This is a genomic window from Micromonospora sp. KLBMP9576, assembly GCF_050941805.1.
Lineage (GTDB): Bacteria > Actinomycetota > Actinomycetes > Mycobacteriales > Micromonosporaceae > Micromonospora.
The window spans coordinates 150897-172669 of sequence record NZ_CP194567.1 but is presented as its reverse complement, the minus strand read 5'-3'; the positions used below and the strand labels follow the sequence as shown (position 1 = coordinate 172669).

18 protein-coding genes and 2 pseudogenes are annotated in these 21773 nt (G+C 74.0%); 8 read left to right on the top strand and 12 right to left on the bottom strand.

Going from position 1 to position 21773, the window contains the following annotated elements:
• Positions 1 to 61: 61 nt before the first annotated feature.
• Positions 62 to 919 (top strand): annotated as a pseudogene (locus ACQ452_RS00825) (MFS transporter); the annotation flags it as partial.
• 8 nt (positions 920 to 927) lie between these two features.
• On the opposite strand, the gene ACQ452_RS00820 reads toward ACQ452_RS00825, so the two are convergent.
• The 5 genes from ACQ452_RS00820 to ACQ452_RS00800 form a co-directional block, all read right to left on the bottom strand.
• Positions 928 to 1764, bottom strand: a complete 837-nt coding sequence (locus tag ACQ452_RS00820) for a hypothetical protein (RefSeq protein ID WP_433389102.1) — start codon at positions 1762 to 1764, stop codon at positions 928 to 930.
• On the bottom strand, positions 1757 to 2284 hold the full coding sequence (locus ACQ452_RS00815; protein WP_433389101.1) for a SigE family RNA polymerase sigma factor: 528 nt from the start codon (positions 2282 to 2284) through the stop codon (positions 1757 to 1759). Before ACQ452_RS00815 ends, ACQ452_RS00820 begins: the two co-directional genes overlap by 8 nt.
• Positions 2285 to 2504: 220 nt before the next feature.
• Positions 2505 to 3752 carry a phosphoribosylamine--glycine ligase gene (gene purD, locus ACQ452_RS00810; RefSeq protein ID WP_433389100.1) on the bottom strand — a complete coding sequence of 416 codons (1248 nt, stop codon included), beginning with the start codon at positions 3750 to 3752 and terminating at the stop codon, positions 2505 to 2507.
• Between the two features lie 89 nt (positions 3753 to 3841).
• The gene (locus ACQ452_RS00805; RefSeq protein WP_433389099.1) at positions 3842 to 4714 is read right to left on the bottom strand and encodes a DUF559 domain-containing protein; all 873 of its coding nucleotides are present in this window, start codon (positions 4712 to 4714) and stop codon (positions 3842 to 3844) included.
• A gap of 213 nt (positions 4715 to 4927) precedes the next feature.
• Positions 4928 to 6217 carry an adenylosuccinate synthase gene (locus ACQ452_RS00800; protein WP_433389098.1) on the bottom strand — a complete coding sequence of 430 codons (1290 nt, stop codon included), beginning with the start codon at positions 6215 to 6217 and terminating at the stop codon, positions 4928 to 4930.
• Between the two features lie 123 nt (positions 6218 to 6340).
• On the opposite strand from ACQ452_RS00800, the gene ACQ452_RS00795 reads away from it, so the two are divergent.
• Together ACQ452_RS00795 and ACQ452_RS00790 are read left to right on the top strand one after the other, a co-directional pair.
• Positions 6341 to 7345: a hypothetical protein gene (locus ACQ452_RS00795; RefSeq protein WP_433389097.1), complete on the top strand. Its 1005-nt coding sequence runs from the start codon at positions 6341 to 6343 to the stop codon at positions 7343 to 7345.
• A gap of 872 nt (positions 7346 to 8217) precedes the next feature.
• Positions 8218 to 10172, top strand: a pseudogene (locus ACQ452_RS00790) (chromosome partitioning protein).
• A gap of 91 nt (positions 10173 to 10263) precedes the next feature.
• On the opposite strand, the gene ACQ452_RS00785 reads toward ACQ452_RS00790, so the two are convergent.
• Positions 10264 to 10692, bottom strand: coding sequence for a DUF3151 domain-containing protein (locus ACQ452_RS00785; RefSeq protein WP_433389096.1), 429 nt, complete (start codon positions 10690 to 10692; stop codon positions 10264 to 10266).
• A gap of 196 nt (positions 10693 to 10888) precedes the next feature.
• Here ACQ452_RS00785 and ACQ452_RS00780 point away from each other — a divergent pair, with 196 nt between their 5' ends.
• Complete coding sequence (locus ACQ452_RS00780; protein ID WP_433389095.1) at positions 10889 to 12142, top strand: hypothetical protein; 1254 nt, start codon at positions 10889 to 10891, stop codon at positions 12140 to 12142.
• A 69-nt stretch (positions 12143 to 12211) separates the two neighbouring features.
• Here ACQ452_RS00780 and fbaA read toward each other — a convergent pair whose 3' ends face one another.
• Both fbaA and ACQ452_RS00770 read right to left on the bottom strand, forming a co-directional pair.
• A complete protein-coding gene (gene fbaA, locus ACQ452_RS00775; protein ID WP_433389094.1) occupies positions 12212 to 13237 on the bottom strand; it encodes a class II fructose-bisphosphate aldolase in 1026 nt (341 codons plus the stop codon).
• A gap of 150 nt (positions 13238 to 13387) precedes the next feature.
• Positions 13388 to 13771 (bottom strand): phage holin family protein, encoded by a 384-nt coding sequence (locus ACQ452_RS00770; protein ID WP_433389093.1) that lies wholly within the window; start codon positions 13769 to 13771, stop codon positions 13388 to 13390.
• A 128-nt stretch (positions 13772 to 13899) separates the two neighbouring features.
• Here ACQ452_RS00770 and ACQ452_RS00765 point away from each other — a divergent pair, with 128 nt between their 5' ends.
• The gene (locus ACQ452_RS00765) at positions 13900 to 14112 is read left to right on the top strand and encodes a hypothetical protein (protein WP_433389092.1); all 213 of its coding nucleotides are present in this window, start codon (positions 13900 to 13902) and stop codon (positions 14110 to 14112) included.
• A 54-nt stretch (positions 14113 to 14166) separates the two neighbouring features.
• Here the strand turns inward: ACQ452_RS00765 and ACQ452_RS00760 are convergent, their stop codons facing one another.
• Both ACQ452_RS00760 and ACQ452_RS00755 read right to left on the bottom strand, forming a co-directional pair.
• A complete protein-coding gene (locus ACQ452_RS00760) occupies positions 14167 to 15228 on the bottom strand; it encodes an LCP family protein (protein ID WP_433389091.1) in 1062 nt (353 codons plus the stop codon).
• Positions 15225 to 15710: a SigE family RNA polymerase sigma factor gene (locus ACQ452_RS00755; protein WP_433389090.1), complete on the bottom strand. Its 486-nt coding sequence runs from the start codon at positions 15708 to 15710 to the stop codon at positions 15225 to 15227. The genes ACQ452_RS00760 and ACQ452_RS00755 overlap by 4 nt, the downstream gene beginning before the upstream one ends.
• Before the next feature lie 153 nt (positions 15711 to 15863).
• On the opposite strand from ACQ452_RS00755, the gene ACQ452_RS00750 reads away from it, so the two are divergent.
• The 3 genes from ACQ452_RS00750 to ACQ452_RS00740 all read left to right on the top strand — a co-directional run bounded on the left by ACQ452_RS00750 (position 15864) and on the right by ACQ452_RS00740 (position 20664).
• Complete coding sequence (locus ACQ452_RS00750) at positions 15864 to 17336, top strand: 3' terminal RNA ribose 2'-O-methyltransferase Hen1 (protein WP_433389089.1); 1473 nt, start codon at positions 15864 to 15866, stop codon at positions 17334 to 17336.
• Entirely contained in the window at positions 17333 to 19858 is a 2526-nt protein-coding gene (locus tag ACQ452_RS00745; RefSeq protein WP_433389088.1) for a polynucleotide kinase-phosphatase, read from the top strand. The genes ACQ452_RS00750 and ACQ452_RS00745 overlap by 4 nt, the downstream gene beginning before the upstream one ends.
• Positions 19859 to 19950: 92 nt before the next feature.
• The gene (locus ACQ452_RS00740; RefSeq protein WP_433389087.1) at positions 19951 to 20664 is read left to right on the top strand and encodes a DedA family protein; all 714 of its coding nucleotides are present in this window, start codon (positions 19951 to 19953) and stop codon (positions 20662 to 20664) included.
• A 58-nt stretch (positions 20665 to 20722) separates the two neighbouring features.
• Here the strand turns inward: ACQ452_RS00740 and ACQ452_RS00735 are convergent, their stop codons facing one another.
• Both ACQ452_RS00735 and ACQ452_RS00730 read right to left on the bottom strand, forming a co-directional pair.
• Complete coding sequence (locus ACQ452_RS00735; RefSeq protein ID WP_088969178.1) at positions 20723 to 21100, bottom strand: ArsR/SmtB family transcription factor; 378 nt, start codon at positions 21098 to 21100, stop codon at positions 20723 to 20725.
• Between the two features lie 57 nt (positions 21101 to 21157).
• A complete protein-coding gene (locus ACQ452_RS00730; protein WP_433389086.1) occupies positions 21158 to 21697 on the bottom strand; it encodes an orotate phosphoribosyltransferase in 540 nt (179 codons plus the stop codon).
• Between the last annotated feature and the right edge of the window lie 76 nt (positions 21698 to 21773).

Below are 21773 nucleotides of genomic sequence, written 5' to 3'. Positions count from 1 at the left end.
ATGCCCGGCCGCCCCTACGCTGGCGACACCATGACGGGCTCCGGACCACGCCCCCGGCACCGGCCCCGGCGTCGGCGGCGTGCTCATCGCCGCGATCGGCCCCGGCTCGACGCTCTGGGTCACCGCCGCCGGCTTCGCGCTGGCCGTGGCGATGATCTCCGCCGTCCGGCTGCCCGGCGCCGGCCGCCCCGAACGCCCCCCGACCGGGCTGTGGCACGGCACCGCCGAGGGCCTGCGCTTCGTCTGGCGGGATCGGCTGCTGCGCACCATCGCGCTGCTCACGATGGTGCTGGCCGCGCTCTACCTGCCGGTCGAGGGCGTGCTGCTGCCGGCGTGGTTCGTCGGCCAGGGAGAGCCGGCGCGGCTCGGCGCGATCCTGATGGCGATGAGCGCCGGCGGAGTCGTCGGGGCACTCGCGTCCGGGGCGGCGGGTCGGCTGATCCGTCGCCGCACCCTCATGGTGATCGCCCTCGTCGTGATCGGGGTGGCCCTCGTCGGGTTGGCCACCCTGCCCCCGTTCCCCGCCATGATCGGCTTCGCCGTCGCGATCGGGCTCGCGTACGGGCCGGTCAACCCGCTGTCCAACTACGCCATGCAGACGCGCACGCCGGAACGGTTGCGGGGGCGCGTCGTCGGGGTGATGACCTCCTTCGCGTACGCCGCCGGCCCGGCGGGCTACCTGCTCGCCGGGCCGCTGGTGGAGTGGCTCGGGCTGCGTACCGCCTTCCTGGTGCTGGCCGGGGCGCTGCTGGTGGCCGCGCTGAGCGCCGCGCCGCTACCGGCGCTGCGGGCGCTGGACGAGCCGCCCCGCCACCCACCCGCCCCGCCCGGCGACCCGTCGGGTCGGCCGGCGGATCCCGCACCGCCCCGCGAACTGTCGCCACCCGTCACGCACCCGGACGTGCCCGTTCGGGGATGACCTTCCGGTCAGGGATAGAGCGTCAGCCCGGGCGTGGTGGCGATGGCCGCCAACTGCGCCACGGTGAGCACCGGTGGCGGACCGGAGCGGACCGTCGGCGTCGCGCCGCTCTCCGCGCCGACGATGTGGTGGTTGTCCGTCGTCACCGTCACGGTCGTACCGTCCGGCCGGCGCACCTGTGCCCAGCGTCGCTCGTGGCCCTCCCGGCCCGGTCCGGTGGCGCCGGTGGCGAGCGTGCCGCCGTCCGGCAGCTGGCTGCTGCCCGTGCAGGCACCAGGATCGGGGGTGGCGGCGCATCCGGCGGGCTCGTCCGGGGCCGTCGGAACCAGCGTCACCCTCAGGTCGTGGACCTGCCCGCCCCGGAGCAGCCGGGCGTGGGCGACGTAGTGCCAGTGGCTCTCCTCGTAGGTGAACTGCACCCGGTCGCAGCCCGGGATCGTGCCGTCGACCGCCAGCCCCGCCGGCACGACGGCCGCCAGCACCGGACGCAGCACGAGGGTCAGCCGGGCCACGCCGGCGTCGGGACGCTCGGTCGGCCGGTCGTACGACTGCCGGGACGCGGGGCCGCTGGGCTCCGGTCGTACCACCGGGCAGAGCGACGCGTCGGCGGACGGCGAGGCGGCAGCGGCCGGCAGGGTGAGCCCACCCGGTCCGGCAGCCGGGCCCGCGAGCAGCGCCGGGGTCACCCCGACCGCGGCGAGCACCGCAGTGACCCCGGCGCCCGCCATCGCCCACCCCCGATTGCGTCGGCGCCGCCGGTCGTCGGCGATCAGCCCGTCGACGTCGATGCGGGTGGGCGGCGACCACGCCACCGCGCTGCGCATCTGCTGGGCCATTTCATCCATCGGTGCGTGCCTCCTCGGCTCGGGCCGGCACGCTCACGAGGCGGCTGCGGAGCACCGCGATCGCCCGCGCCGACTGACTCTTGACGGTGCCGGTGGTACAGCCGAGTTCCCGGGCGGTCTCCTCCACGGACAGGTCGCAGAAGTAGCGCAGCACCAGGACCGCGCGACGGCGCGGCGGCAGCTCGGCCAGCAGGGCGAGAATGGTCAGCCGGTCCGCGGCACCATCGGTGGCGCAACGGGCGGCGGCGTCGGGCACCTCGGCCCAGGCCGCCTCGCGCCGCCACGGCCGCCGGCGCTCGTCCAGCCAGACCCGCAGCAGGGTACGCCGGACGTACGCGTCGGGACTGTCCATCATGGACACCCGTCGCCAGTGCCGCAGTAGCTTGACCAGCGCCGCCGACACCAGGTCGTCGGCCGTGTGCCAGTCACCACAGAGCAGGTACGCCGTGCGGCGCAACGGCTCCAGCCTCGCCCCGACGTACTCGCGGTAGCCCTCGATGTCGGCAGGCAATCCCGCCACCTCCTCGCCTCACCGCTCAAACGGAGACGAGGAGGGCGCGGGTTGCCCGACGGCCCGCACCAGTTTCCGGCCCGTCGCGCCGCCCCCGGCGCACGGCACCGCGCGGTCAGCGCACGGCACCGCGCGCGCGGTCAGGGCACGGCACGCGCGGTCAGGGCACGGCGCGCGGTCAGGGCACGGCACGGCGCGCGCGGTCAGCGCACGGCGCGGAACCGCGCGGTCAGGCCGGAATCGTGACGCGACCCTCGACGGCGGCGGAGGCGATGTCGGTGCGGTGCTGCGAACCGGCCAGCTCCACGCCGGCCACCAGCGCATACGCGGCGGCCCGGGCGGCGGGCAGGTCGGCACCGGTGGCGGTGGCGCAGAGCACCCGGCCACCGGCGGAGAGCAGCGCCCCGTCGGCGGCCCGTCGGGTGCCGGAGTGGATGATCCCCGGCCCCTGCGCCCCGGTGATCACGTCGCCGGTGCGTGGGGCGGCCGGGTAGCCCTCGGCGGCCACCACGACCGTGACGGCGGCGCCGTCGCGCCAGCGCAGCGGCGGGTGCCCGGCCAGCGTGCCGGTCGCGGCGGCGTGCAGCAGCCCGGCCAGCGGGGTCTCCAGCAGCGCGAGCACCACCTGGGTCTCCGGGTCACCGAAACGGGCGTTGAACTCGATCACCCGGGGGCCGTCGGCGGTGATCGCCAGCCCGACGTAGAGCAGGCCCGCGAACGGGGTGCCCCGCCGGGCCAGCTCCGCCAGGGTGGGGTGGACGACGTCGCGCATGACCTCGTCGACCAGGCCGGGCGGCGTCCAGGGCAGCGGCGCGTACGCTCCCATGCCGCCGGTGTTCGGGCCGGTGTCGCCGTCGCCGATCCGCTTGAAGTCCTGCGCCGGCAGCAGCGGCACCGCCGCCTCGCCGTCGGTGACCACGAAGAGGGAGACCTCCGGGCCGGCGAGGTATTCCTCGACGACGACCCGGCCGCACTCCTCGGCGTGCCGCAGCGCGGCGGCGCGGTCGTCGGTCACCACGACACCCTTGCCGGCGGCGAGCCCGTCGTTCTTCACCACGTACGGGGCACCGAACTCGTCCAGCGCCCGGCCGGTGCCCGCCGCGTCCGTGCAGGCGTACGCGCGGGCGGTCGGCACACCGGCGGCGGTCATCACGTCCTTGGCGAAGGCCTTCGAACCCTCCAGCCGGGCGGCCTCGGCGGACGGGCCGAACACGGCGATCCCCTTCGCGCGTACGGCATCGGCGACCCCGGCCACGAGCGGCGCCTCCGGCCCGATCACCACCAGGTCCGCGCCGCTGGCCACTGCCAGCGCGGTGACGGCCGCCGGATCACACGGATCGACGTCCCGCAGCGAGGCCAGCGAAGCGATGCCGGGATTCCCCGGCGCCGCGATCAGCTGCTCGACGGACGGATCACCGGCGAGGCCCAGCGCGAGCGCATGCTCCCGCCCCCCACCACCAAGAAGAAGAACCCGCACCCCCGCATCCTACTGACCCCCCACCCCCACCCCGTTGATCATGAAGTTGTTGTCACTGTCGCCGGCGTGTCGTGGCAATAACTTCATGATCAACAGGGCGAGGTGAGGGCTTTGTGGACGGTATGGGGGATGTAGTCGGGGTGGAGGGTGTCGGACCAGGTGAAGCGGAGGACGGTCCAGCCGGCGTTGACCAGACGGTTCTGTCTGCGCCGGTCGGCGAAGGCGGCCTCCGGGGTGCCGTGCGGGCCTCGGCCGTCGGCCTCGGCGATCAACCGGTGGGTGCGCCACCCCAGGTCGCCGATGCCGAGCAGGTAGCCGTCGCCGTCGCGCACCTCCACCTGGAGCGCGTCCGGCGGGACGTGGCCGTCGACACACCGCAGCCTGACGCGGGTCTCCAGCGGGGACTGCGCCCTGCCGTCCGCCTCGGCCAGGTGCCGGCGCGCCGCCACCGCGCCGCGACGGCCCCGGACGAGACGCGCGACGGACGACAGGTCGTCGTCGGCGACGAGCCCGCGGTTGAGCGCCGAGTCGAGGACGGCGACCGCCGCGTACCGGCCCTCCCGGAGGATGACGTCGGCAACCGTGCGAAGAGCTCCGGTGGCGGCGATGCCGTGCACCCGCACGAGTTGCCGGGGCGGGAGGACCAACTGGTGGACGATCACCTCCGGGTGGGCGAGCCGGGCCGGCCGGGCTGCCGGGCCGGGAACCGACAGATGGATCTCGTCCCCCACCCGGGAGCCCGCGATGCGGTGCAACTCGGCGGCCGTGCCGAGCACCGCGACCGCCGCCGGACCGAACGAGGCCACCGCCGCCCTGATCCGGGCCCGCCGGGGGACGCCGTCGTGCAGGTCGGCGTCGATGAGATAGCCGCCTCTCGCCACCGCCCGCCAGCGGCCCGCGCGGCACAGGCGGTGCACCTCGTGGACGGTGAGGCCGGCCGCCCGGGCCTGCCCCAACGTCACTATCCCGTCCCGCGCGACGGCGATCCGCCGAACAACAGCCAAAGCATCCACGCACCTGACTGTCCCCGACCCAGAAAGATCAGCTGCCCCCCTGTGGACAACTCCCGCCGCCCTGTGGAAAACCTCATCAGCCGTTGATCATGAAGTTATTGCCCGCCTCACCGGCGTGTCGCAGCAATAACTTCATGATCAACCAGCCGGGGGGTGAGGGGGTTAGGGGAGGAGGGGGTGGCGGAGGACGTTTTCTTCTCGGCCCGGGCCTACGCCCACGACGCTCACGCGGGTGGCGCAGAGTTCCTCGATGCGGGCTACGTAGCGCCTCGCGTTCTCCGGGAGTTCCGCTTCCGTCCTCGCCTTGGTGATGTCCTCCGACCAGCCGTCCAGCTCCTCGTAGATCGGAGTCGCGTGGTGGAAGTCGGTCTGGGTCATCGGCATGTCGTCGACGCGCTCGCCATTGATCTCGTACCCGACGCAGATCGGCACCTTCGGCAGGCCCGTGAGCACGTCCAGCTTGGTGATCACCAGGTCCGTGACGCCGTTGAGGCGGCAGGCGTACCGGGCCACGACGGCGTCGAACCAGCCGCAGCGGCGCTCCCGGCCGGTGGTGGTGCCGTACTCGTGGCCGACCTGGCGCAGGTGCTGCCCGTTGTCGTCGAAGAGCTCCGTCGGGAACGGCCCGGAACCGACCCGCGTCGTGTACGCCTTGCTGACCGCGATCACCTTGCTGATCGCGGTCGGCGGGATGCCGGCGCCCACGCAGGCCCCGCCGGCCGTCGGATTCGACGAGGTCACGAAGGGGTACGTGCCGTGGTCCATGTCGAGCATGGTGGCCTGGGCGCCCTCCAGCAGGACCGTCTCGCCGCGGTCCAGCGCGTCCCAGAGCATCACCCGGGTCTCGGCGATGTACGGCTTGAGCCGCTCCGCGTAGGCGAGGTATTCCTCGATCGTCGCGTCGACGTCGATGGCCTTGCGGTTGTAGATCTTGAACAGGAGCTGGTTCTTCTCGCGCAGCGCGAGTTCCAGCTTCTTGCGCAGGATGCCCGGGTCGAGCAGGTCCTGTAGCCGGATGCCCATCCGGGCGACCTTGTCGCCGTACGCCGGGCCGATGCCCCGGCCGGTGGTGCCGATCCGGGAGCTGCCGAGGTAGCGCTCGACGACCAGGTCCAGGGCCCGGTGGTGCGGCATGATCAGGTGCGCGTCGCCGGAGATCCGCAGCCGGCTGACGTCGACACCGCGCTCGGCCAGCCCGTCGATCTCGGCCAGCAGCACCTTCGGGTCGACCACCACGCCGTTGCCGATGACGATCATCGCGCTCGGTGAGAGCGCACCCGACGGCATCAGGTGCAGCGCGTACTTCTGCCCGTCCGGCGTGATCACCGTGTGGCCGGCGTTGTTGCCGCCGGAGTAGCGCACGACGTAGTCGACCCGCTCACCCAGCAGGTCGGTAACCTTGCCCTTGCCCTCGTCGCCCCACTGAGCGCCGAGGAGCACGATCGCTGGCATCTTCTCGCCTCCAGAAGGCTCGGGTGCCAGGTGGCGACCGGTCGGCGAGCCCGGGGTGTCAGGCTAACAAGTGTTGACGGCGTGGTCGGCAGGGGCCGCGTCGAGAGGCAGGAGGCCCTATCCGTGTACGACGTGGTGCTGCTCACCCTCGGCTCGGAGCGCGACGCGCCCGGCGGGGCCTGCGGCAGCGGCGGCGCCTGCTGCGGCGGCGCGACGACGCACGAGAGGGACGCCGGCAGCGCCGGGGAGCGCTGCGACACCCCACGGGTGCCGGTGCTGGCCTGCGCGGAGGCGCTCACCGCCCGGGGCGCCCGGGTCGAGATCGTGACCGCCCGTTCGGACGCCGAGATCGACGAGGTGCTGGCCCGGTTCGACGGCCCATCCCGCCCGGACGGCCTCACCTGGCCGGACCCGGACTCCAAGACCCGGCTCGTGGTCGCCACGGCCAGCGACGCCCAGTTGCGCGCAGTCGTGCGCCGGCTCGTCCGGCGGTACGCCCCACCGCCCAGCCGCCGCCCCGACGACCTGCCCGGCAACCGGACGGTGCCGGACCTGCCGCCGGTCGGCGTACTCCCGCTCGATCCGGCGCGCAGCACGACGCACCGTGACCTGGCGGCGCAGCTCGGGCTGCCCCGGGACCCGGCGGCGGTGGCCGCCGCGGTGCTGGACGGCAGGCCCCGCCGCCTCGACCTGCTGCGCAACGACGGCGGCTCGGTGACCCTGGACGGCGTGCTCGTCGGCGCCGCCGACGACAGCGGCCGACCGCTGCACTGGCGCGGCCGGGTGGAGGTGGACGACGCCGTGTTGTCGAACGGCGACGACCCGCTGGTGGCCTGCGCGATCGGCAACGCCGGCGGGTACGCCCGGCTCGACGACGTCGCCCTGCTCGACAGCCCCGACCCGACGGACGGGCTGGTCGAGGTGGCGGTCGCCGTTCCCGTGGTGACCCGCTCGACGTTGGGCAGGAAACGGGTCAGGCTGGAGGTACGCCGTGCCCGGGGGCGGGCCGTGGCCGTGCTGCCCCGCGAGGGGAGGCTCCCGTTCCTCGACGACGGCGCCGAGGGCGAGCTGACCCGCAAACGATCCTGGTGGACCGAACCGGGCGCCTGGGCGGTCTGGGCGGGCTGACCTCGACGTCCTCGACGCGACCGACCCGACGGGCCCACGACGGCCGGCCCGGCGCGGCCACTGGGCCTATCCTCGGCAGGAGGAATGGGGAGGAACCGTGGTGGACGAGAACGTCGACCGGGTCCACGTGCCCGGCCAGCAGCCGATTCCGGAGCGGGACATCGAACCACTCTGGCCACCGGACCAGATCGCCGGCAACGACGCGCCGCCCTGGGCGTCGACCGCCACGCCGCCGTCCTCCGTCCCGCCCCAGAGCCGGCCGGGTCACCCGCCCTCGCCGGCCGACTACCCGTCCCTAACCGGCGGGGTGCCGGCCCCGGCACCGGGCAGCGGCGGGGCGCCGGTCGACGGTCCGTCACCGAACGACGTCCCGATGCCGACACCCGGCCCGGGGGTGCCCGCGCCGCAGAACAACGGCGCCGGCTGGTCGCCGCCGTCCCTCGGCTGGGACCCGGCGGCCTCGGCCTGGGCGCCGCCGGCACCCGCCGCTCAGCCGCCGACCCCCGTGCCGCACACCACGACGGGCCCGGGACCGACGCCCCCGCCCGCCCCGGCGAACCCCGGACCTGCCGCCCCGCCCGCCCCGGCGAACCCCGGGCCGGCCGCCTCGGCAGGCCCGGGGGCGGCGGACCCGGGGGCGGCGGACCCGGGCGCACCTGTCCTGCGCCCCGGCGGCGACCGTACGACGGCCGGGAACCCGACGGGAGACGCCGCAGGCGGCGTACCCGGCCCCCGGCCTCCGCAGGCCGGTCCCGCCCGGGTCGACCTCAACCTGCCCTTCAGCCTCGACCAGCCGGCAGCGCCCGTCCCGGTCGCGGCGGCGCGGCCCCTGCCCATCGCCCGCACCGGCGAGGGGCCGGGAACGGAGTCCGCTGCGGGACAGCACGAGTCTCCACCGGCCACCGGCGCCGCCCCCTTGTCCGGTGACCGGCCGGCGCGCCCCGACCCCACCCCCGGCCCCGCGGTGGCCGCCGGGGACGGCGGCCCCCACCCGACCGGTGCTGCCCAGACGGCCGGAAACCCGACGGCGGGCGGGGCATCGTCGTCGGCCGACGACGGGACGACGGGCGGGGACGGGACGACGGGCGGGAGCCCGACGGGCAGGGACCAGACCGACGGCCCGACGAACGGCGGCCGGACGCACGGCGGCCCGGCGCACGGCGGCCCGGCGCACGGCGGCCCGGCGCACGGCGGCCCGGCGCACGGCGGCCCGGCGCACGGCGGCCCGGCGCACGGCAACCCGGGGAGCAGCGACCCGGCGCAGGGCAATCCGACGAGCAGCGCGGCGACGAACGGTGGCAGGGCGAACGGTGGGGTGCGGATGCCGGCGGAGTCGCCGTGGGCGCAGCCGCCGCAGCGGCCCACGCCGCCGGCTGCCGAGCCCGGGCCGGGGCACGGCGCCGCCGGCCCGGCGCCCCGACAGCACGATCCCGCCCGGCCGGGCCCGACCGACCACGGCCCACCCCAGCAGGAACCCTCGGAGCCGGTGCCGACTGACCTCGCCGCCGGCTCCGAGCCGGCCCGGGAGGCAGGTTCGGCGGCGGCCCAGGAATCCGCCGTCCCGCCCGGCCCCTACCCGACACAGCAGGCCGGCCCGTACCCGACGCAGCAGGCCGGGCCGTACCCACCGCAGCAGGCCAGCCCGTACCCACCGCAGCAGGCCGGGCCGTACCCGCCACCACAGGACGCGCCGTACCCACCGCAGCAGGCCGGGCCGTACCCGCAGCAGCAGGGTGCTGCGGCGCCGCCCGGGCCGTACCCGCCCGGCTGGTATCCGCCGCCCTGGCAGCAGGCGGTCCCGGGGGCGCCCGCCCCGGCTCCGCAGCAGGCGTACCAGCCGGCGGAGGGGGTCGTCGCGGTGCCGCCGGCGCAGCCCGACCCGAACTGGCACCCGGGGATCATGACCCCGCCGACGGCCGAGGACTTCGCCCGCCGCCGGCAGGTCCGGCCCGCCGACCCCGTGGCCGGGATGGGCGTACGGGCGGTGGCCAACCGGTTGGGGCTGCGGCTGCCGCCGGGGCGCCACGAGCAGGAGTTGCGCCGGGACATCGAGACGGTGCGCCGCAACTTCGGCGGGCTGCGCCAGGTCACCGTGGTGAACCCGAAGGGCGGCGCCGGCAAGACGGTGGCCATCCTGCTGCTGGCGATGACGTTCGGCCAGAAGCGCGGCGGCTACGTGCTGGCCTGGGACAACAACGAGACCCAGGGCACCCTCGGGATGCGCGCCCAGCAGGACTTCCACTCCCGTACGGTGCGGGACATGCTGCGGGACCTGGGCCAGTTCCAGGGCGCACACGGTCGGGTGGGTGACCTGTCGCAGTACGTCCGCTCGCAGGGCGAGGGGATGTTCGACGTCCTCGCCTCGGACGAGTCGGCCACCGGCGGCGAGATGCTCACCGCCGCGGCGTTCGCCGAGATCCGCGAGGTGGTCAGCCGGTTCTACAAGCTGATCTTCGTGGACACCGGCAACAACGTCCGGGCCCAGAACTGGCAGGCCGCGATGGACGCCACCGATCAGTTGCTGGTCACCATGTCGGCCCGGAACGACTCGGCGGAGACGGCGGCCCGGATGCTGGACCACCTGGAGCAGAGCGGCCGGCAGCGGCTGGTCCGGCAGGCGGTCACCGTGGTCTCCATGCCGCCGTCGCGCAAGGAGATCGACCTGCCGGCGATCCAGGAGCACTTCGCGGCCCGTACCCGGGCGGTGCTGCTCGCGCCCTACGAGCCCCTCATCGACACCGGCGAGCCGATCCGGTACGGGGGGCTCTCTTCAGCCACCCGGGACGCGTGGCTGAAGATCGCCGCCGCCGTCGCGGAGGGGTTGTAGGGCGTCGGGACGCCGCCCGGCACCACACGGGGTACGGGGCTCGACGAGCCGACGGCCGGACCGGACACCGGGCCGGTCGTCGGCTCGGACGTCAGTTGCTCGCCAGTGCGTCCGCGGCCGCCGGGTCGCAGTCGCGGAGGAACTGGGCGCAGCGGGCCGCCTCGTCGGCCTCGCCGATCTCGTCGGCGGCCCGGGTCAGCACGTAGAGGCAGCGCAGGAAGCCCCGGTTCGGCTCGTGCGACCACGGCACCGGACCGAACCCCTTCCAGCCGCTGCGGCGCAGCTGGTCCAGGCCACGGTGGTAGCCGGTGCGCGCGTACGCGTACGCCGGAACGACCTGGCCGGCGGCGAAGGCCCGCGCGGCCAGCGCACTCCAGCCGGCGCTGTAGGTCGGGAAGCGCGCCGCCACCTCGGCGTACGCCTCGTCACTGCCGGCCTGCTCGGCGGCGGCCAGGGCGGCGTCGGCCTCGTCGTGTGCGGGAAGGAGGGTGGCCGGTGGTTCAGGCAACAGGTTCTGCATCGCCCCATTCAACCCGCTTCGCACCGGGGCGCGCGAGGGGGGCGGCGAGCCGGCCGGCGCCACGCCCGGGAATCCGCCCACCGCCGCGGCCCGGGTCCCCGGCCGGCGCCTGCCCGGTCACGGCTCGACGGGGCCCGGCGGCGGGGCGCGGCGGGCTCGCAGGTTTGCGGTTGCCCCGGCGGGGCAGGATGGCCAGGTGCCGACCCCACCCCCCGCGGACGTCATCGAGCCGCACCCCTGCACCGAGATCGAGACGCGCGTCGAGTTCGACCGGCGGCTGAGCACCGGCAGCCTGGTCGGACTGACCGTGCAGGGGCTGCGCCTAGATCTCGAACCCGTCCCCGACTTCACCGCCGTCGAGGTCACCGGCACCCTGTTCGTGGGGTGCCGCTTCGCCTCCCGGGAGGTCGGCGCCGACCTGGTCCGGCGCGGCGCGAACGTGGTGCCGCCGTTCTCCGGGCTGCCCTACCCGACCCAACCGACGCACCTCTACACCCCGGAGGAGCTGGCCGCCGGCTTCGCCGAGGGCGGTTTCGCCGGGATGTACGACACCCGGGTCTACGGGCACTTCCGGGCGCACGGCGGGGCTCTGCCGGACGTCCGGGAGGCGCTCGGCCAGCGGCTGCACGACCACGGCGTGGACAACGCGCTGGCCGACGCCACCCGCGCCTGGCTGTCCACCCACGGGCCGCAGTCCGTGGTCGGCATCATGGGCGGGCACGCGGTGCGGCGCGGCAGCGTGTCGTACCGGATGGCGGCGGTGCTGGGTTGGGAGCTGGCCCGGGCCGACCGGTTGATCGTGACCGGCGGTGGTCCCGGGGTGATGGAGGCCGCCAACCTGGGCGCCTATCTCGCGCTGCGGCCGGTCGAGGACCTGGAGGCCGCGATCGACCTGCTCGCCGGGGCACCGGACTTCACCGACCACGACCGCTACACGGCGGCGGCGCTGCGGGTCCGGGAGCGCTACGGCCGGCCGGTGGCGGTGCCCCGCCCCCGGGCCGCCGACCCGGGCAGCGTGTTCAGCGTCGACGCGGCGGCACCGGCCGGGGGCGACGTGGACTGGGGCCGCGCCGGCGGGCTCGCCATCCCGACGTGGCTGTACGGCCACGAGCCGGCGAACCTCTTCGCCGGGCGGATCGCCAAGTACTTCTCGAACGCCATCCGGGAGGACACCATCCTGCGGCTGGCGCGCGGCGGCATCGTCTTCGCCCCCGGTCGGGCGGGCACGGTGCAGGAGGTGTTCCAGGCCGCCACCAAGACCTACTACGGCACCGACGGGGCCAGCGGCGCGTACGTCTTCCTGGACCGCGGCTACTGGACCGACGAGTTGCCGGTGGAGGCGCTGCTGCGCCCGCTGCTGGGTGCCTCGCCGTTCGGCGACCTGTCGGGCACCGTGCACCTCACCGACGACGTCCACGAGGCCGTCCGGGTGCTCACCGCGACGCCGTGAGCACCCGCGGAGTCGCCGACGGCCGGCCCCCGGGTGGGGAACCGGCCGTCGGCGGTACGGGTCAGCGTGTCACTTGTTCAGCGTGGTGCCGGTCGAGCGCAGGTGCTCGCAGGCCTCCGTGACGCGGGCGGCCATGCCGGCCTCGGCGGCCTTGCCCCAGGCCCGCGGGTCGTACAGCTTCTTGTTGCCGACCTCGCCGTCGACCTTCAGTACGCCGTCGTAGTTGCGGAGCATGTGGTCCGCGACCGGCCGGGTGAAGGTGTACTGGGTGTCGGTGTCGATGTTCATCTTCACCACGCCGTAGTCCAGCGCCTCGCGGATCTCCGACAGCAGCGAGCCGGAGCCGCCGTGGAAGACCAGGCTGAGCGGCTTCTCCCTGCCGTACTTGGCGCCGACCGCCTCCTGGATCTGGTTGAGGATCTCCGGGCGGAGCTTGACGTTGCCCGGCTTGTAGACGCCGTGCACGTTGCCGAAGGTCAGTGCCGCCATGTAGCGGCCCTTCTCGCCCAGGCCGAGCGCCTCGACCATGGCCAGGCCGTCCTCGACCGTGGTGTAGAGCTTGTCGTTGATGGCGTTCTCGACGCCGTCCTCCTCGCCGCCGACCACGCCGACCTCGATCTCGAGGACGATCTTGGCCTCGGCGGCCCGGTCGAGCAGCTCGGCCGCGATCCGCAGGTTCTCCGCCACCGGCACGGCGGAGCCGTCCCACATGTGCGACTGGAACAGCGGCTCCTGGCCGGCGGCCACCCGCTCCTTGGAGATCTGCATGAGCGGCCGGACGAACTTGTCCAGCTTCTCCTGCGGGCAGTGGTCGGTGTGCAGGGCGATGTTGACCGGGTAGTTCTTGGCCACCTCGTGCGCGTACGCCGCGAACGCCACCGAGCCGGCGACCATGTCCTTCACGGAGGGGCCGGAGAGGTATTCCGCGCCACCGGTCGAGACCTGGATGATGCCGTCGCTCTCCGCGTCGGCGAAGCCCTTGAGCGCCGCGTTCAGGGTCTGCGAGGAGGTCACGTTGATCGCGGGGTACGCGTACCGGCCGGCCTTGGCGCGGTCCAGCATCTCCGCGTAGGTCTCGGGGGAGGCGATGGGCATGTCAAACGCTCCTTACTTACCGCTGTCGACCGTCACCGGCCGCTGTTGTCCCTTGGTGCGCCGGACCGCGCTGTCCACCGTCGGCAGTATCCCGCAGAAGGGCGCGGCCGGCACAACCGGGCCGTGCGCGCCCGGTCACCGGTCGCCGCCTCACCGCCCGTCCCGCCGGTCGGGCACGACGACGCTGATCAGCCAGACCGCCACGGCCACCACGATGGCGCCCCAGAACGCCGCCCAGAACCCGTCCACCCGGAACGGCAGGTCCAGCGCTCGGGCGATCCGGTCGGTCAACAGGAACAGCAGGGCGTTGACGACCAACGCGAACAGGCCCAGGGTGAGCAGGTAGAAGACGCAGCCGAACACCTTGATGAGCGGCTTGAGCACCGCGTTCACCACACCGAAGATCAACGCCACGACGATGAGCGTGAGGGCGCTGGTGGTGCCGGACCGGCCGGTCACCTCCACCCCGGGCACGATCAGCGTGGTGATCCACAGTGCGACGGCGGTGATCGCCAACCGGAGCAGGAAACCCACGTTCCCATCCTCGCACCGGGGGCGGCGGCCGGTGGGTCGATTCGGTCGACTCGGCTTCCGAGCGGCGGGCGGGCGCAGCCCGTACGGTGTGTGGGGAACTGTCCGCCGAGATCCCGGGAGGGACTGATATGGGCCAGCCCGAAGAGGACTTCGCACCCGGCGACCACCTCAGCCCCGAGGAGCGCGACATGGAGGCGGAGCCGGCCGACGCCGTCGAGCAGGCCGCCGTGGTCGGCCCCGACGAGGCCGACGCCGAGCCGAGCCGCGGCCTGGAGGTCGACGACTGGGACGCGATGGAGCAGGCCCGGGTGGTCGGCGCCGACGAGGACGACTACCGCTGAGTCGTACGCGGGCCGGACGCCGCCGGACGACCCCGGCGGTGTCCGGCCCACGCGTCAGCGGATGCGGTTGACCCGGTCCGGATGCCGCGCCGCCCACTGCGCCAACCGGTCCTCCCGCAGTGCCGCGAGGAACGCCGGGGCGTGCTCCGGGTCCGGTGACAGCCGCCAGCCGAGGTCGTCCGGCGGCCCGACCGGGAGGCTGAGCCCGACCGGGTCGACGGACTTCAGATCCGCAAGCACCCTCAGCAGGTCCACGAGAGTCATGCTCCCGTCGTCCGTCATCAGGTGCGTGTCGACGATGTCGGCCAGGGTGAGGAGCCTGACGGGGTTGGTCAACAACCCCTGTTCACCTGCCTGCCGAATCAACCCGGCGGCGAAGAGCTGCGCGTGCCGGTCCCGGTCGAGCCCGCCCTCAGGCAGTCCCCGCCGCTGCCGCAGCAGGTCGAGGGAGGCGTCGCCGTCGAGCCGCTGGCAGCCGCTCGGGAAGACCCGCTTCGTGTGGGAGGAGCGCACCTCGCGCGGCAGGCAGACCTCCACGCCGCGCACCTCGTCGGTGAGCCGGCGCAGCACCGGGTAGGTGAGCACAGCTCCGGCGTGCACGCGTACGCCGGCCAGGTCGGCGACCACCCGGCGGGTCAGCTCGTAGCCGCGCCTCAGGTCGGGCCGGGGCTCGCCGGCGCCGTGCAGAAAGGCGGCGTTGAGCTTGTCGGTCCCGTGCCCGGGAATCGGCACGGCCAGGTCGCGGGGCAGGGAGATAAGGTACGGCCGGCTGCGGTCCGCCGGAATGTGCACCAGCAGGATCGTGTCCGCCATCCGGGCGGGGTCCTTCGCCGAGCCGTCCGCCCCGAGCAGCAGGAAGTTCAGCGCGTCCGTCGGTGCCGTTCCGGCGGGCTCGGCGAGCACGGTGGCGTCCCCGGCGGCCCGCTCGGACGCGAGCTGCGGCACTCCGATCCCCAGCACACCGAGCAGGGCCAACGCGGCACCGCCGGCCCGGAGCCGCAGCCGGCGACGGCGGCGGGCCGCCGCGCGCCGGTCGATGGCGGACCGCAGCGGGCCGACGGGCGGGGCCAGGGCTTCGTGCCGGGCGAAGGCGGCACGCAGGTCATCCTCGATCACGATCGGGCCTCCACATATTCGGCGCGCAGCGTGGCCAGGGCGCGGGAAATGGACGAACGTACGGTCCCGACGGCGCAGCCGAGAATGTCGGCGATCTCCGCGTCGGGCAGGTCCTCGTAGTAGCGCAGCACCAGCGTCGCCCGTTGCCGGCGTGGCAGACCGGACAGCCAGGACCAGACCTGGTCCCGGTCGACGGCGTGCTGGGCGTGGTCGGCCGGTGCGGGGACCGCGTCGTCGGGATCTGCGCGCAGCAGCACCCGACGCATCCAGGAGCCCCGTCGCCAGTCGACGTACTGGTTGGTCAGCATCCGGCGGACGTAACGCTCGGGTGAGTCGGCACGGGCCACCCGACGCCAGTTGAGCTGGACCCGCACCATGGTGTCCTGCACCAGGTCCTGCGCCTGGTGCGGGTCGCCGGTCAACATGACCGCGTACCGCAGCAGCGTGGCCAGCCGCGAGTCGGCGAACTCCTCGTATGTCACTGCACCTCCCGGACTCCTGCTCCTGATGACGGATACGGGCGGTCGGAACGTTGCGGTGGTCCTGTTCGGCCGTCGGTCGATGTTTGCCTGCCGGAGCCGACGAGCGCCGAAAACGGGACGACGCAAGATCGATGCGCCTGACACCATTGGCGGGTGCTGCTCACCCTGACCACCACGCACCGGCCGGCGACCGATCTCGGGCACCTGCTGGTCAAGCATCCGGACCGCGCGCACTCCTTCGACGTGCCGGTCGGGACCGCGCACGTGTTCTTCCCGGAGGCGGACGAGCAGCGTTGCACCGCCGCCCTGCTGCTGGACGTCGATCCGCTGCGGCTCGCCGGCGCGCGGGGCCGCGGCCGGCAGCAGGCCCCGGCCCCGGACAGCTTCACCCTCGGGCGGTACGTCAACGACCGGCCCTACGCGGCGTCCAGCCTGCTCTCCTCCGCGCTGTCCAAGGTGTACCGCTCGGCCCTGCGCGGCGAGTCCCGGGACCGCCCGGAGCTGGCCCGTACGCCGATTCCGCTCCAGGTGCGGGTGCCGGTGCTGCGCTGCCGGGGCGGCGCGGACGTGGCGGTGCGGGTGTTCGGCCCGCTCGGCTGGGCGGTGACCGCCACCCCGATCCCGCTCGACGAACGGCACCCGGAGTGGGGCGACAGCCGGTACGTCGACCTGACGCTGACCGGCACGCTGTGCGTCGCCGACGCGCTCAGCCACCTGTACGTCCTGCTGCCGGTGCTGGATGACGCGAAGCACTACTGGGTCGCTCCGGACGAGGTCGACAAGCTGCTGCGGGCCGGCGCGGGCTGGCTGGCCGACCACCCGGAACGGGATCTGATCACCCGCCGTTACCTGGCGCACCGGCGGGCGCTGGCCGGGCTGGCCCTGGCCCGCCTCGCCGAGCGGCAGCCGACCGACGAGCCGGCAGCCGACGAGCCGACCGAGGACGGGTCGACGGAGGACACTCCGATCGGCGGCGGGTCGACGGTGGCGGGCGGGTCGGACCCGGTCCGCCGGGCGTCGCTGGCCGCGCGGCGGCGCGAGGCGGTGCTCGGCGCGCTGGTCGAGGCGGGTGCGGGCCGAGTGCTGGACCTCGGCTGCGGCGGTGGCGCGCTGCTCGCCGCACTGGTGGGTGACCGCCGGTTCACCGAGATCGTCGGCACCGACGTCTCCGCGCACGCGCTGACCCTGGCCGCCCGGCGGCTGCGGCTGGAGCGGCTGCCCGAGCGGCAGCGGGACCGGATCCGGCTCTGGCAGTCCGCGCTGACCTACCGGGACGACCGGCTGCGCGGGTACGACGCTGCGGTGCTCATGGAGGTGATCGAGCACGTCGACCCGCCCCGGCTGCCGGCGCTGGAGGACGCCGTGTTCGGCCACGCCCGGCCGGCGACCGCCGTGGTGACCACGCCGAACTCGGAATACAACGTGCGCTACGAGGGGCTGGCCGCCGGGCGGTTCCGGCACGCCGACCACCGCTTCGAGTGGACCCGCGCCGAGTTCGGCGCCTGGGTCGACCGGGTGTGCGCCGCGTACGGCTACACCGCCGCCATCGGCGGGATCGGCGACGACGATCCCGAGGTCGGCAGCCCCACCCAGCTCGTCGTGCTGACCCGCAAGGAGAGCTCGTGACCACCCTCGACATCCCCGAGCTGGCCCTGGTCGCCCTGGTCGGCATCTCCGGCTCCGGTAAGTCCACCTTCGCCCGCCGGCACTTCGCCCCCAGCCAGGTGCTCTCCTCGGACATGTTCCGGGCGATGGTCGCCGACGACGAGAACGACCAGTCCGCCTCCGCCGACGCCTTCGAGGCGCTGCACCACGTCGCCGCCACGCGGCTGCGCCGGGGCCGGCTCACGGTGATCGACGCGACCAACCTCCAGCCGCACGCCCGCGCCGCCCTGGTGCGGGTGGCCCGCGAGCACGACGTGCTGCCGGTGGCCGTGGTGCTGGACGTGCCGGAGGCGCTGGCCTGGGAACGCACCGAGAGCCGCGCCGAGCGCGCCTTCGGCCGCCAGGTGCTCACCCGGATGCGGCGCGACCTGCGCCGCTCGTACGGGCAGTTGGCCCGCGAGGGTTTCCGCAAGGTGCACGTGCTGCGCGGCGTGGAGGAGATCGACGCCGCCGAGATCCGCTACGAGAAGATGTTCAACGACCGGCGCGAGCTGACCGGGCCGTTCGACATCGTCGGCGACGTGCACGGCTGCCGCGCCGAGTTGGAGGCGCTGCTCACCCGGCTCGGTTGGGCGCTGGTCCGCGACGAGCGGGGCCGGCCGGTGGACGCGACGCACCCGTCGGGGCGTACCGCCGTCTTCGTCGGTGACCTGGTGGACCGCGGCCCTGACTCCCCCGGCGTGCTCCGCCTGGTGATGGGCATGGTCGCCGCCGGGCACGCGATCTGCGTGCCCGGTAACCACGAGCAGAAGCTGCTGCGCCGGCTGCGGGGCCGCGAGGTGCGCCTCACCCACGGGCTGGCCGAGACGATGGCGCAGTTGGCGACGGAACCGGACGGCTTCGCGGCCGAGGTGGCCGGCTTCATCGACGGTCTGGTCAGCCACTTCGTGCTCGACGAGGGTCGGCTGGTGGTCGCGCACGCCGGGCTGAAGGAGGCCTACCAGGGCCGCGCGTCGGGCCGGGTGCGCTCCTTCGCGCTCTACGGCGAGACCACCGGCGAGACCGACGAGTACGGGCTGCCGGTGCGTTACCCGTGGGCGCGCGAATACCGTGGCGCGGCGATGGTGGTCTACGGCCACACCCCCACCCCCGTGCCGGAGTGGGTGAACAACACCCTCTGCGTCGACACCGGCTGCGTCTTCGGCGGCCGGCTCACCGCGCTGCGCTATCCGGAGAAGGAACTGGTCTCGGTGCCGGCGGAGCGCGAGTGGTACGCCCCGGTCCGCCCGCTGACCGCTTCTTCAGCCCGGCCGGACGAGGTGCTGGAACTGACCGACGTGGCCGGCCGGCGGCACATCGAGCACACGTACGGGTCGTTGACGGTGCCGGCGGAGAACGCCGCCGCCGCGCTGGAGGTGATGAGCCGTTTCGCGGTCGACCCGCGCCGGCTGGCCTGGTTGCCGCCGACGATGGCCCCCTGCTCGACGTCGACGGAGGGCGGTTTCCTGGAGCACCCGGCGCAGGCGTTCGCCGACTATCGCGCGGCGGGCGTGGACCGGGTGCTCTGCGAGGAGAAGCACATGGGTTCGCGGGCGGTGGTGCTCATCTGCCGCGACCCGGACGGCGGGCCCTTCGGGCCGGGCGGCGGCGTGGTGCACACCCGCACCGGCCGGCCGTTCTTCGGCGAGCCGCTCGACACGGAGCTACTGGACCGGGTGCGCGCGGCGGTCGGCGGGGCGGGCCTCTGGGCCGAGCTGGAGACGGACTGGCTGCTGCTCGACTGCGAGCTGCTGCCCTGGTCGGCGAAGGCGGGTGGCCTGATCCGGGAGCAGTACGCCGGGGTCGGCGCCGCCGGCCGGGCCGCCCTGCCGGCGGCGCTCGCCGCGTTGGAGGCGGCGGCCGGTCGGGGCCTGCCCGTGGCCGGGCTGCGCGACCGGATGGCCCGCCGCCGCGACGAGATCGTGGCCTACTCGGACGCCTACCGGGCGTACGTGGGGCCGACGGACGGGCTGCGCGGGGTGACCCTGGCCCCGTTCGCGGTGCTGGCCGGCGCGAAGGCCAGCTACGCCGACCGGGACCACGGCTGGCATCTCGGCCTGGCCGACCGGCTCTGCGCCGCCGACCCGGGGTTCTTCACGCCGACGCGGCGCCAGGTGGTGGACCTGGCCGACCCGGCCGCCGAGGCGGCGGCCACCGAGTGGTGGCTGGCGCTGACGGCCGCCGGGGGCGAGGGCATGGTGGTGAAGCCGTACGCCGGCCCGGCCGCCCGTACGGAGCGGGGTTCGCTGCTCCAGCCGGGCGTCAAGTGCCGGGGCAGGGAATACCTGCGGATCATCTACGGCCCGGGTTACGACGAGCCGGAGCAGCTCGCCGCGCTGCGCCGCCGGTCGCTGGGGCGCAAGCGGGGGCTGGCGCTGCGCGAGCACGGGTTGGGGCTGGCGGCGCTGGACGCGCTGGTCGCCGGTGCCCCGCTGTGGCGCCGGCACGCCCTGGTGTTCGCGATCCTGGCCTGCGAGTCGGAGCCGGTCGACCCCCGGCTGTAGGGGCGGGCTGTGACGTCGAGCACCGGCGCGGGCGGGTCCCACCTAGACTACGGACGTTCCGTCACCGACCGGCATACATCGGAGGTCGCCTCGTGCCGACGCCCACCACCACCCTGGCCCTGGGGCCGAGTTGGCTCGATCCAGAGGTGTTGATTTCCACATTCGGGCTGATCGGTATCCTGGTCATCGTCTTCGCCGAGTCCGGGCTGCTGATCGGGTTCTTCCTGCCGGGCGACTCGCTGCTGTTCACGGCGGGGCTGCTCACGGCCGACGGGAAATACATCACCCTCCCGCTGTGGCTGGTCTGCCTGCTCATCACCATCGCGGCGATCGCCGGCGACCAGGTCGGGTACGCGTTCGGCCGCAAGGTCGGCCCGGCGCTGTTCCGGCGGCCGAACTCGAAGCTCTTCAAGCAGGAGAACGTGCTCAAGGCGCACGACTTCTTCGAGAAGTACGGCCCGCGTTCGATCGTGCTGGCGCGCTTCGTGCCGATCGTGCGGACGTTCACGCCGATCGTGGCGGGGGTCAGCCGGATGAACTACCGCACGTTCGTGATCTACAACGTGATCGGCGGTGTCCTCTGGGGCACGGGCGTGACCGTGCTCGGCTATTTCCTCGGCCAGATCCCGTTCGTCAAGGCGAACATCGAGCTGATTCTGATCGGCATCGTGGGGATCTCGGTGATCCCGATCGCCGTCGAGTTGCTACGGGCGTGGCTCGCGGCCCGGCGTGGCACCACCGCGCAGGAGCGGGCCGCCGCCGAGGAGGCGATCCGGGAGACCCGGGAGCACTACGGCAAACACTGACCGCCCGGTCGTCCGGCGCCGTCCCTGGGCGGGGATGGCACCGGACGATCGGTGAAGGTCAGCGCGCCTTCTTGGTGGCGCGCTTACGCGGCGGGGTGAGCAGATCGGCGATCGTGGCGATCGCCGACGGCACCAGCCGGTAGTAGGCCCAGACACCGCGCTTCTCCCGTTCCAGCAAGCCGGCCTCGGTGAGGATACGCAGGTGGTGACTGACCGTCGGCTGCGAGAGGCCGAGAGGCGCGGTCAGGTCGCACACGCACGCCTCGCCCTCGGGAGCCGACTGGATCAGGCTGAGCAGCCGAAGTCGAGCGGGGTCGGCGAGGGCCTTGAGGACCCCCGCGAGACGCTCGGCATCGGCACGTTCGATCGGCTCGCCGGCAAGCGGCGAGATCTGAGGCATTGTCATTTCCGCCAACGCAGTTCCCACGAATTCCATCCTTCCACCAGCAGCATCGATCCGCCTACATATCGGCGGATCCGAATCGGCAGACTTTTACGCCACTAGGCCGAGGTCAGCCAACGTATAAGCTGCCCGATACGGCAATCCGGCGGCTCGCACCGCGTCGCCGGCGCCTCGATCAACAATAACCGCCACACCCACGATCTCGGCCCCTACCTCGCGAAGGGCCTCGACCGCCGTCAACACACTTCCCCCGGTGGTGGAGGTGTCCTCCACCGCCAGGACCTTCCGGCCAGCCACGTCCGGCCCCTCGACCCGACGCTGAAGCCCGTGCGCCTTGCCCGCCTTGCGGACCACGAACGCGTCCACCGGACGGTCCGTGCCCGACGCGGCGTGCACCATCGACAGTGCCACCGGGTCGGCGCCGAGGGTCAGCCCGCCCACCGCGTCGTACTGCCAGTCGGCGGTGAGGTCACGCATCACGCGCCCCACCAACGGAGCCGCCTGGTGATGGAGCGTGACGCGACGTAGATCGACGTACCAGTTGGCTTCGCGCCCCGAGGAGAGCACCACCCGGCCGTGGACCACCGCCAGGTCAGTGATGAATTTACGCAGGTCGTCGTGGTCCCCCATGCCGATAGAGGGTACTGCGCAAGTCTGTGAGCCGACTGTCGGGTCCACCCGCAACAGCCCCGGGGACGACCGATGG

Bases quoted from the DNA above. Each gene is read 5' to 3' on its own strand.
- fbaA (WP_433389094.1), bottom strand. From the start codon at position 13,237: ATGCCCATCGCCTCCCCCGAGACCTACGCGGAGATGCTGGACCGCGCC.
- ACQ452_RS00820 (WP_433389102.1), bottom strand. From the start codon at position 1,764: ATGGATGAAATGGCCCAGCAGATGCGCAGCGCGGTGGCGTGGTCGCCG.
- ACQ452_RS00730 (WP_433389086.1), bottom strand. From the start codon at position 21,697: ATGGGGGACCACGACGACCTGCGTAAATTCATCACTGACCTGGCGGTG.
- ACQ452_RS00735 (WP_088969178.1), bottom strand. From the start codon at position 21,100: ATGGAATTCGTGGGAACTGCGTTGGCGGAAATGACAATGCCTCAGATC.
- ACQ452_RS00785 (WP_433389096.1), bottom strand. From the start codon at position 10,692: ATGCAGAACCTGTTGCCTGAACCACCGGCCACCCTCCTTCCCGCACAC.
- ACQ452_RS00800 (WP_433389098.1), bottom strand. From the start codon at position 6,217: ATGCCAGCGATCGTGCTCCTCGGCGCTCAGTGGGGCGACGAGGGCAAG.
- ACQ452_RS00765 (WP_433389092.1), top strand. From the start codon at position 13,900: ATGGGCCAGCCCGAAGAGGACTTCGCACCCGGCGACCACCTCAGCCCC.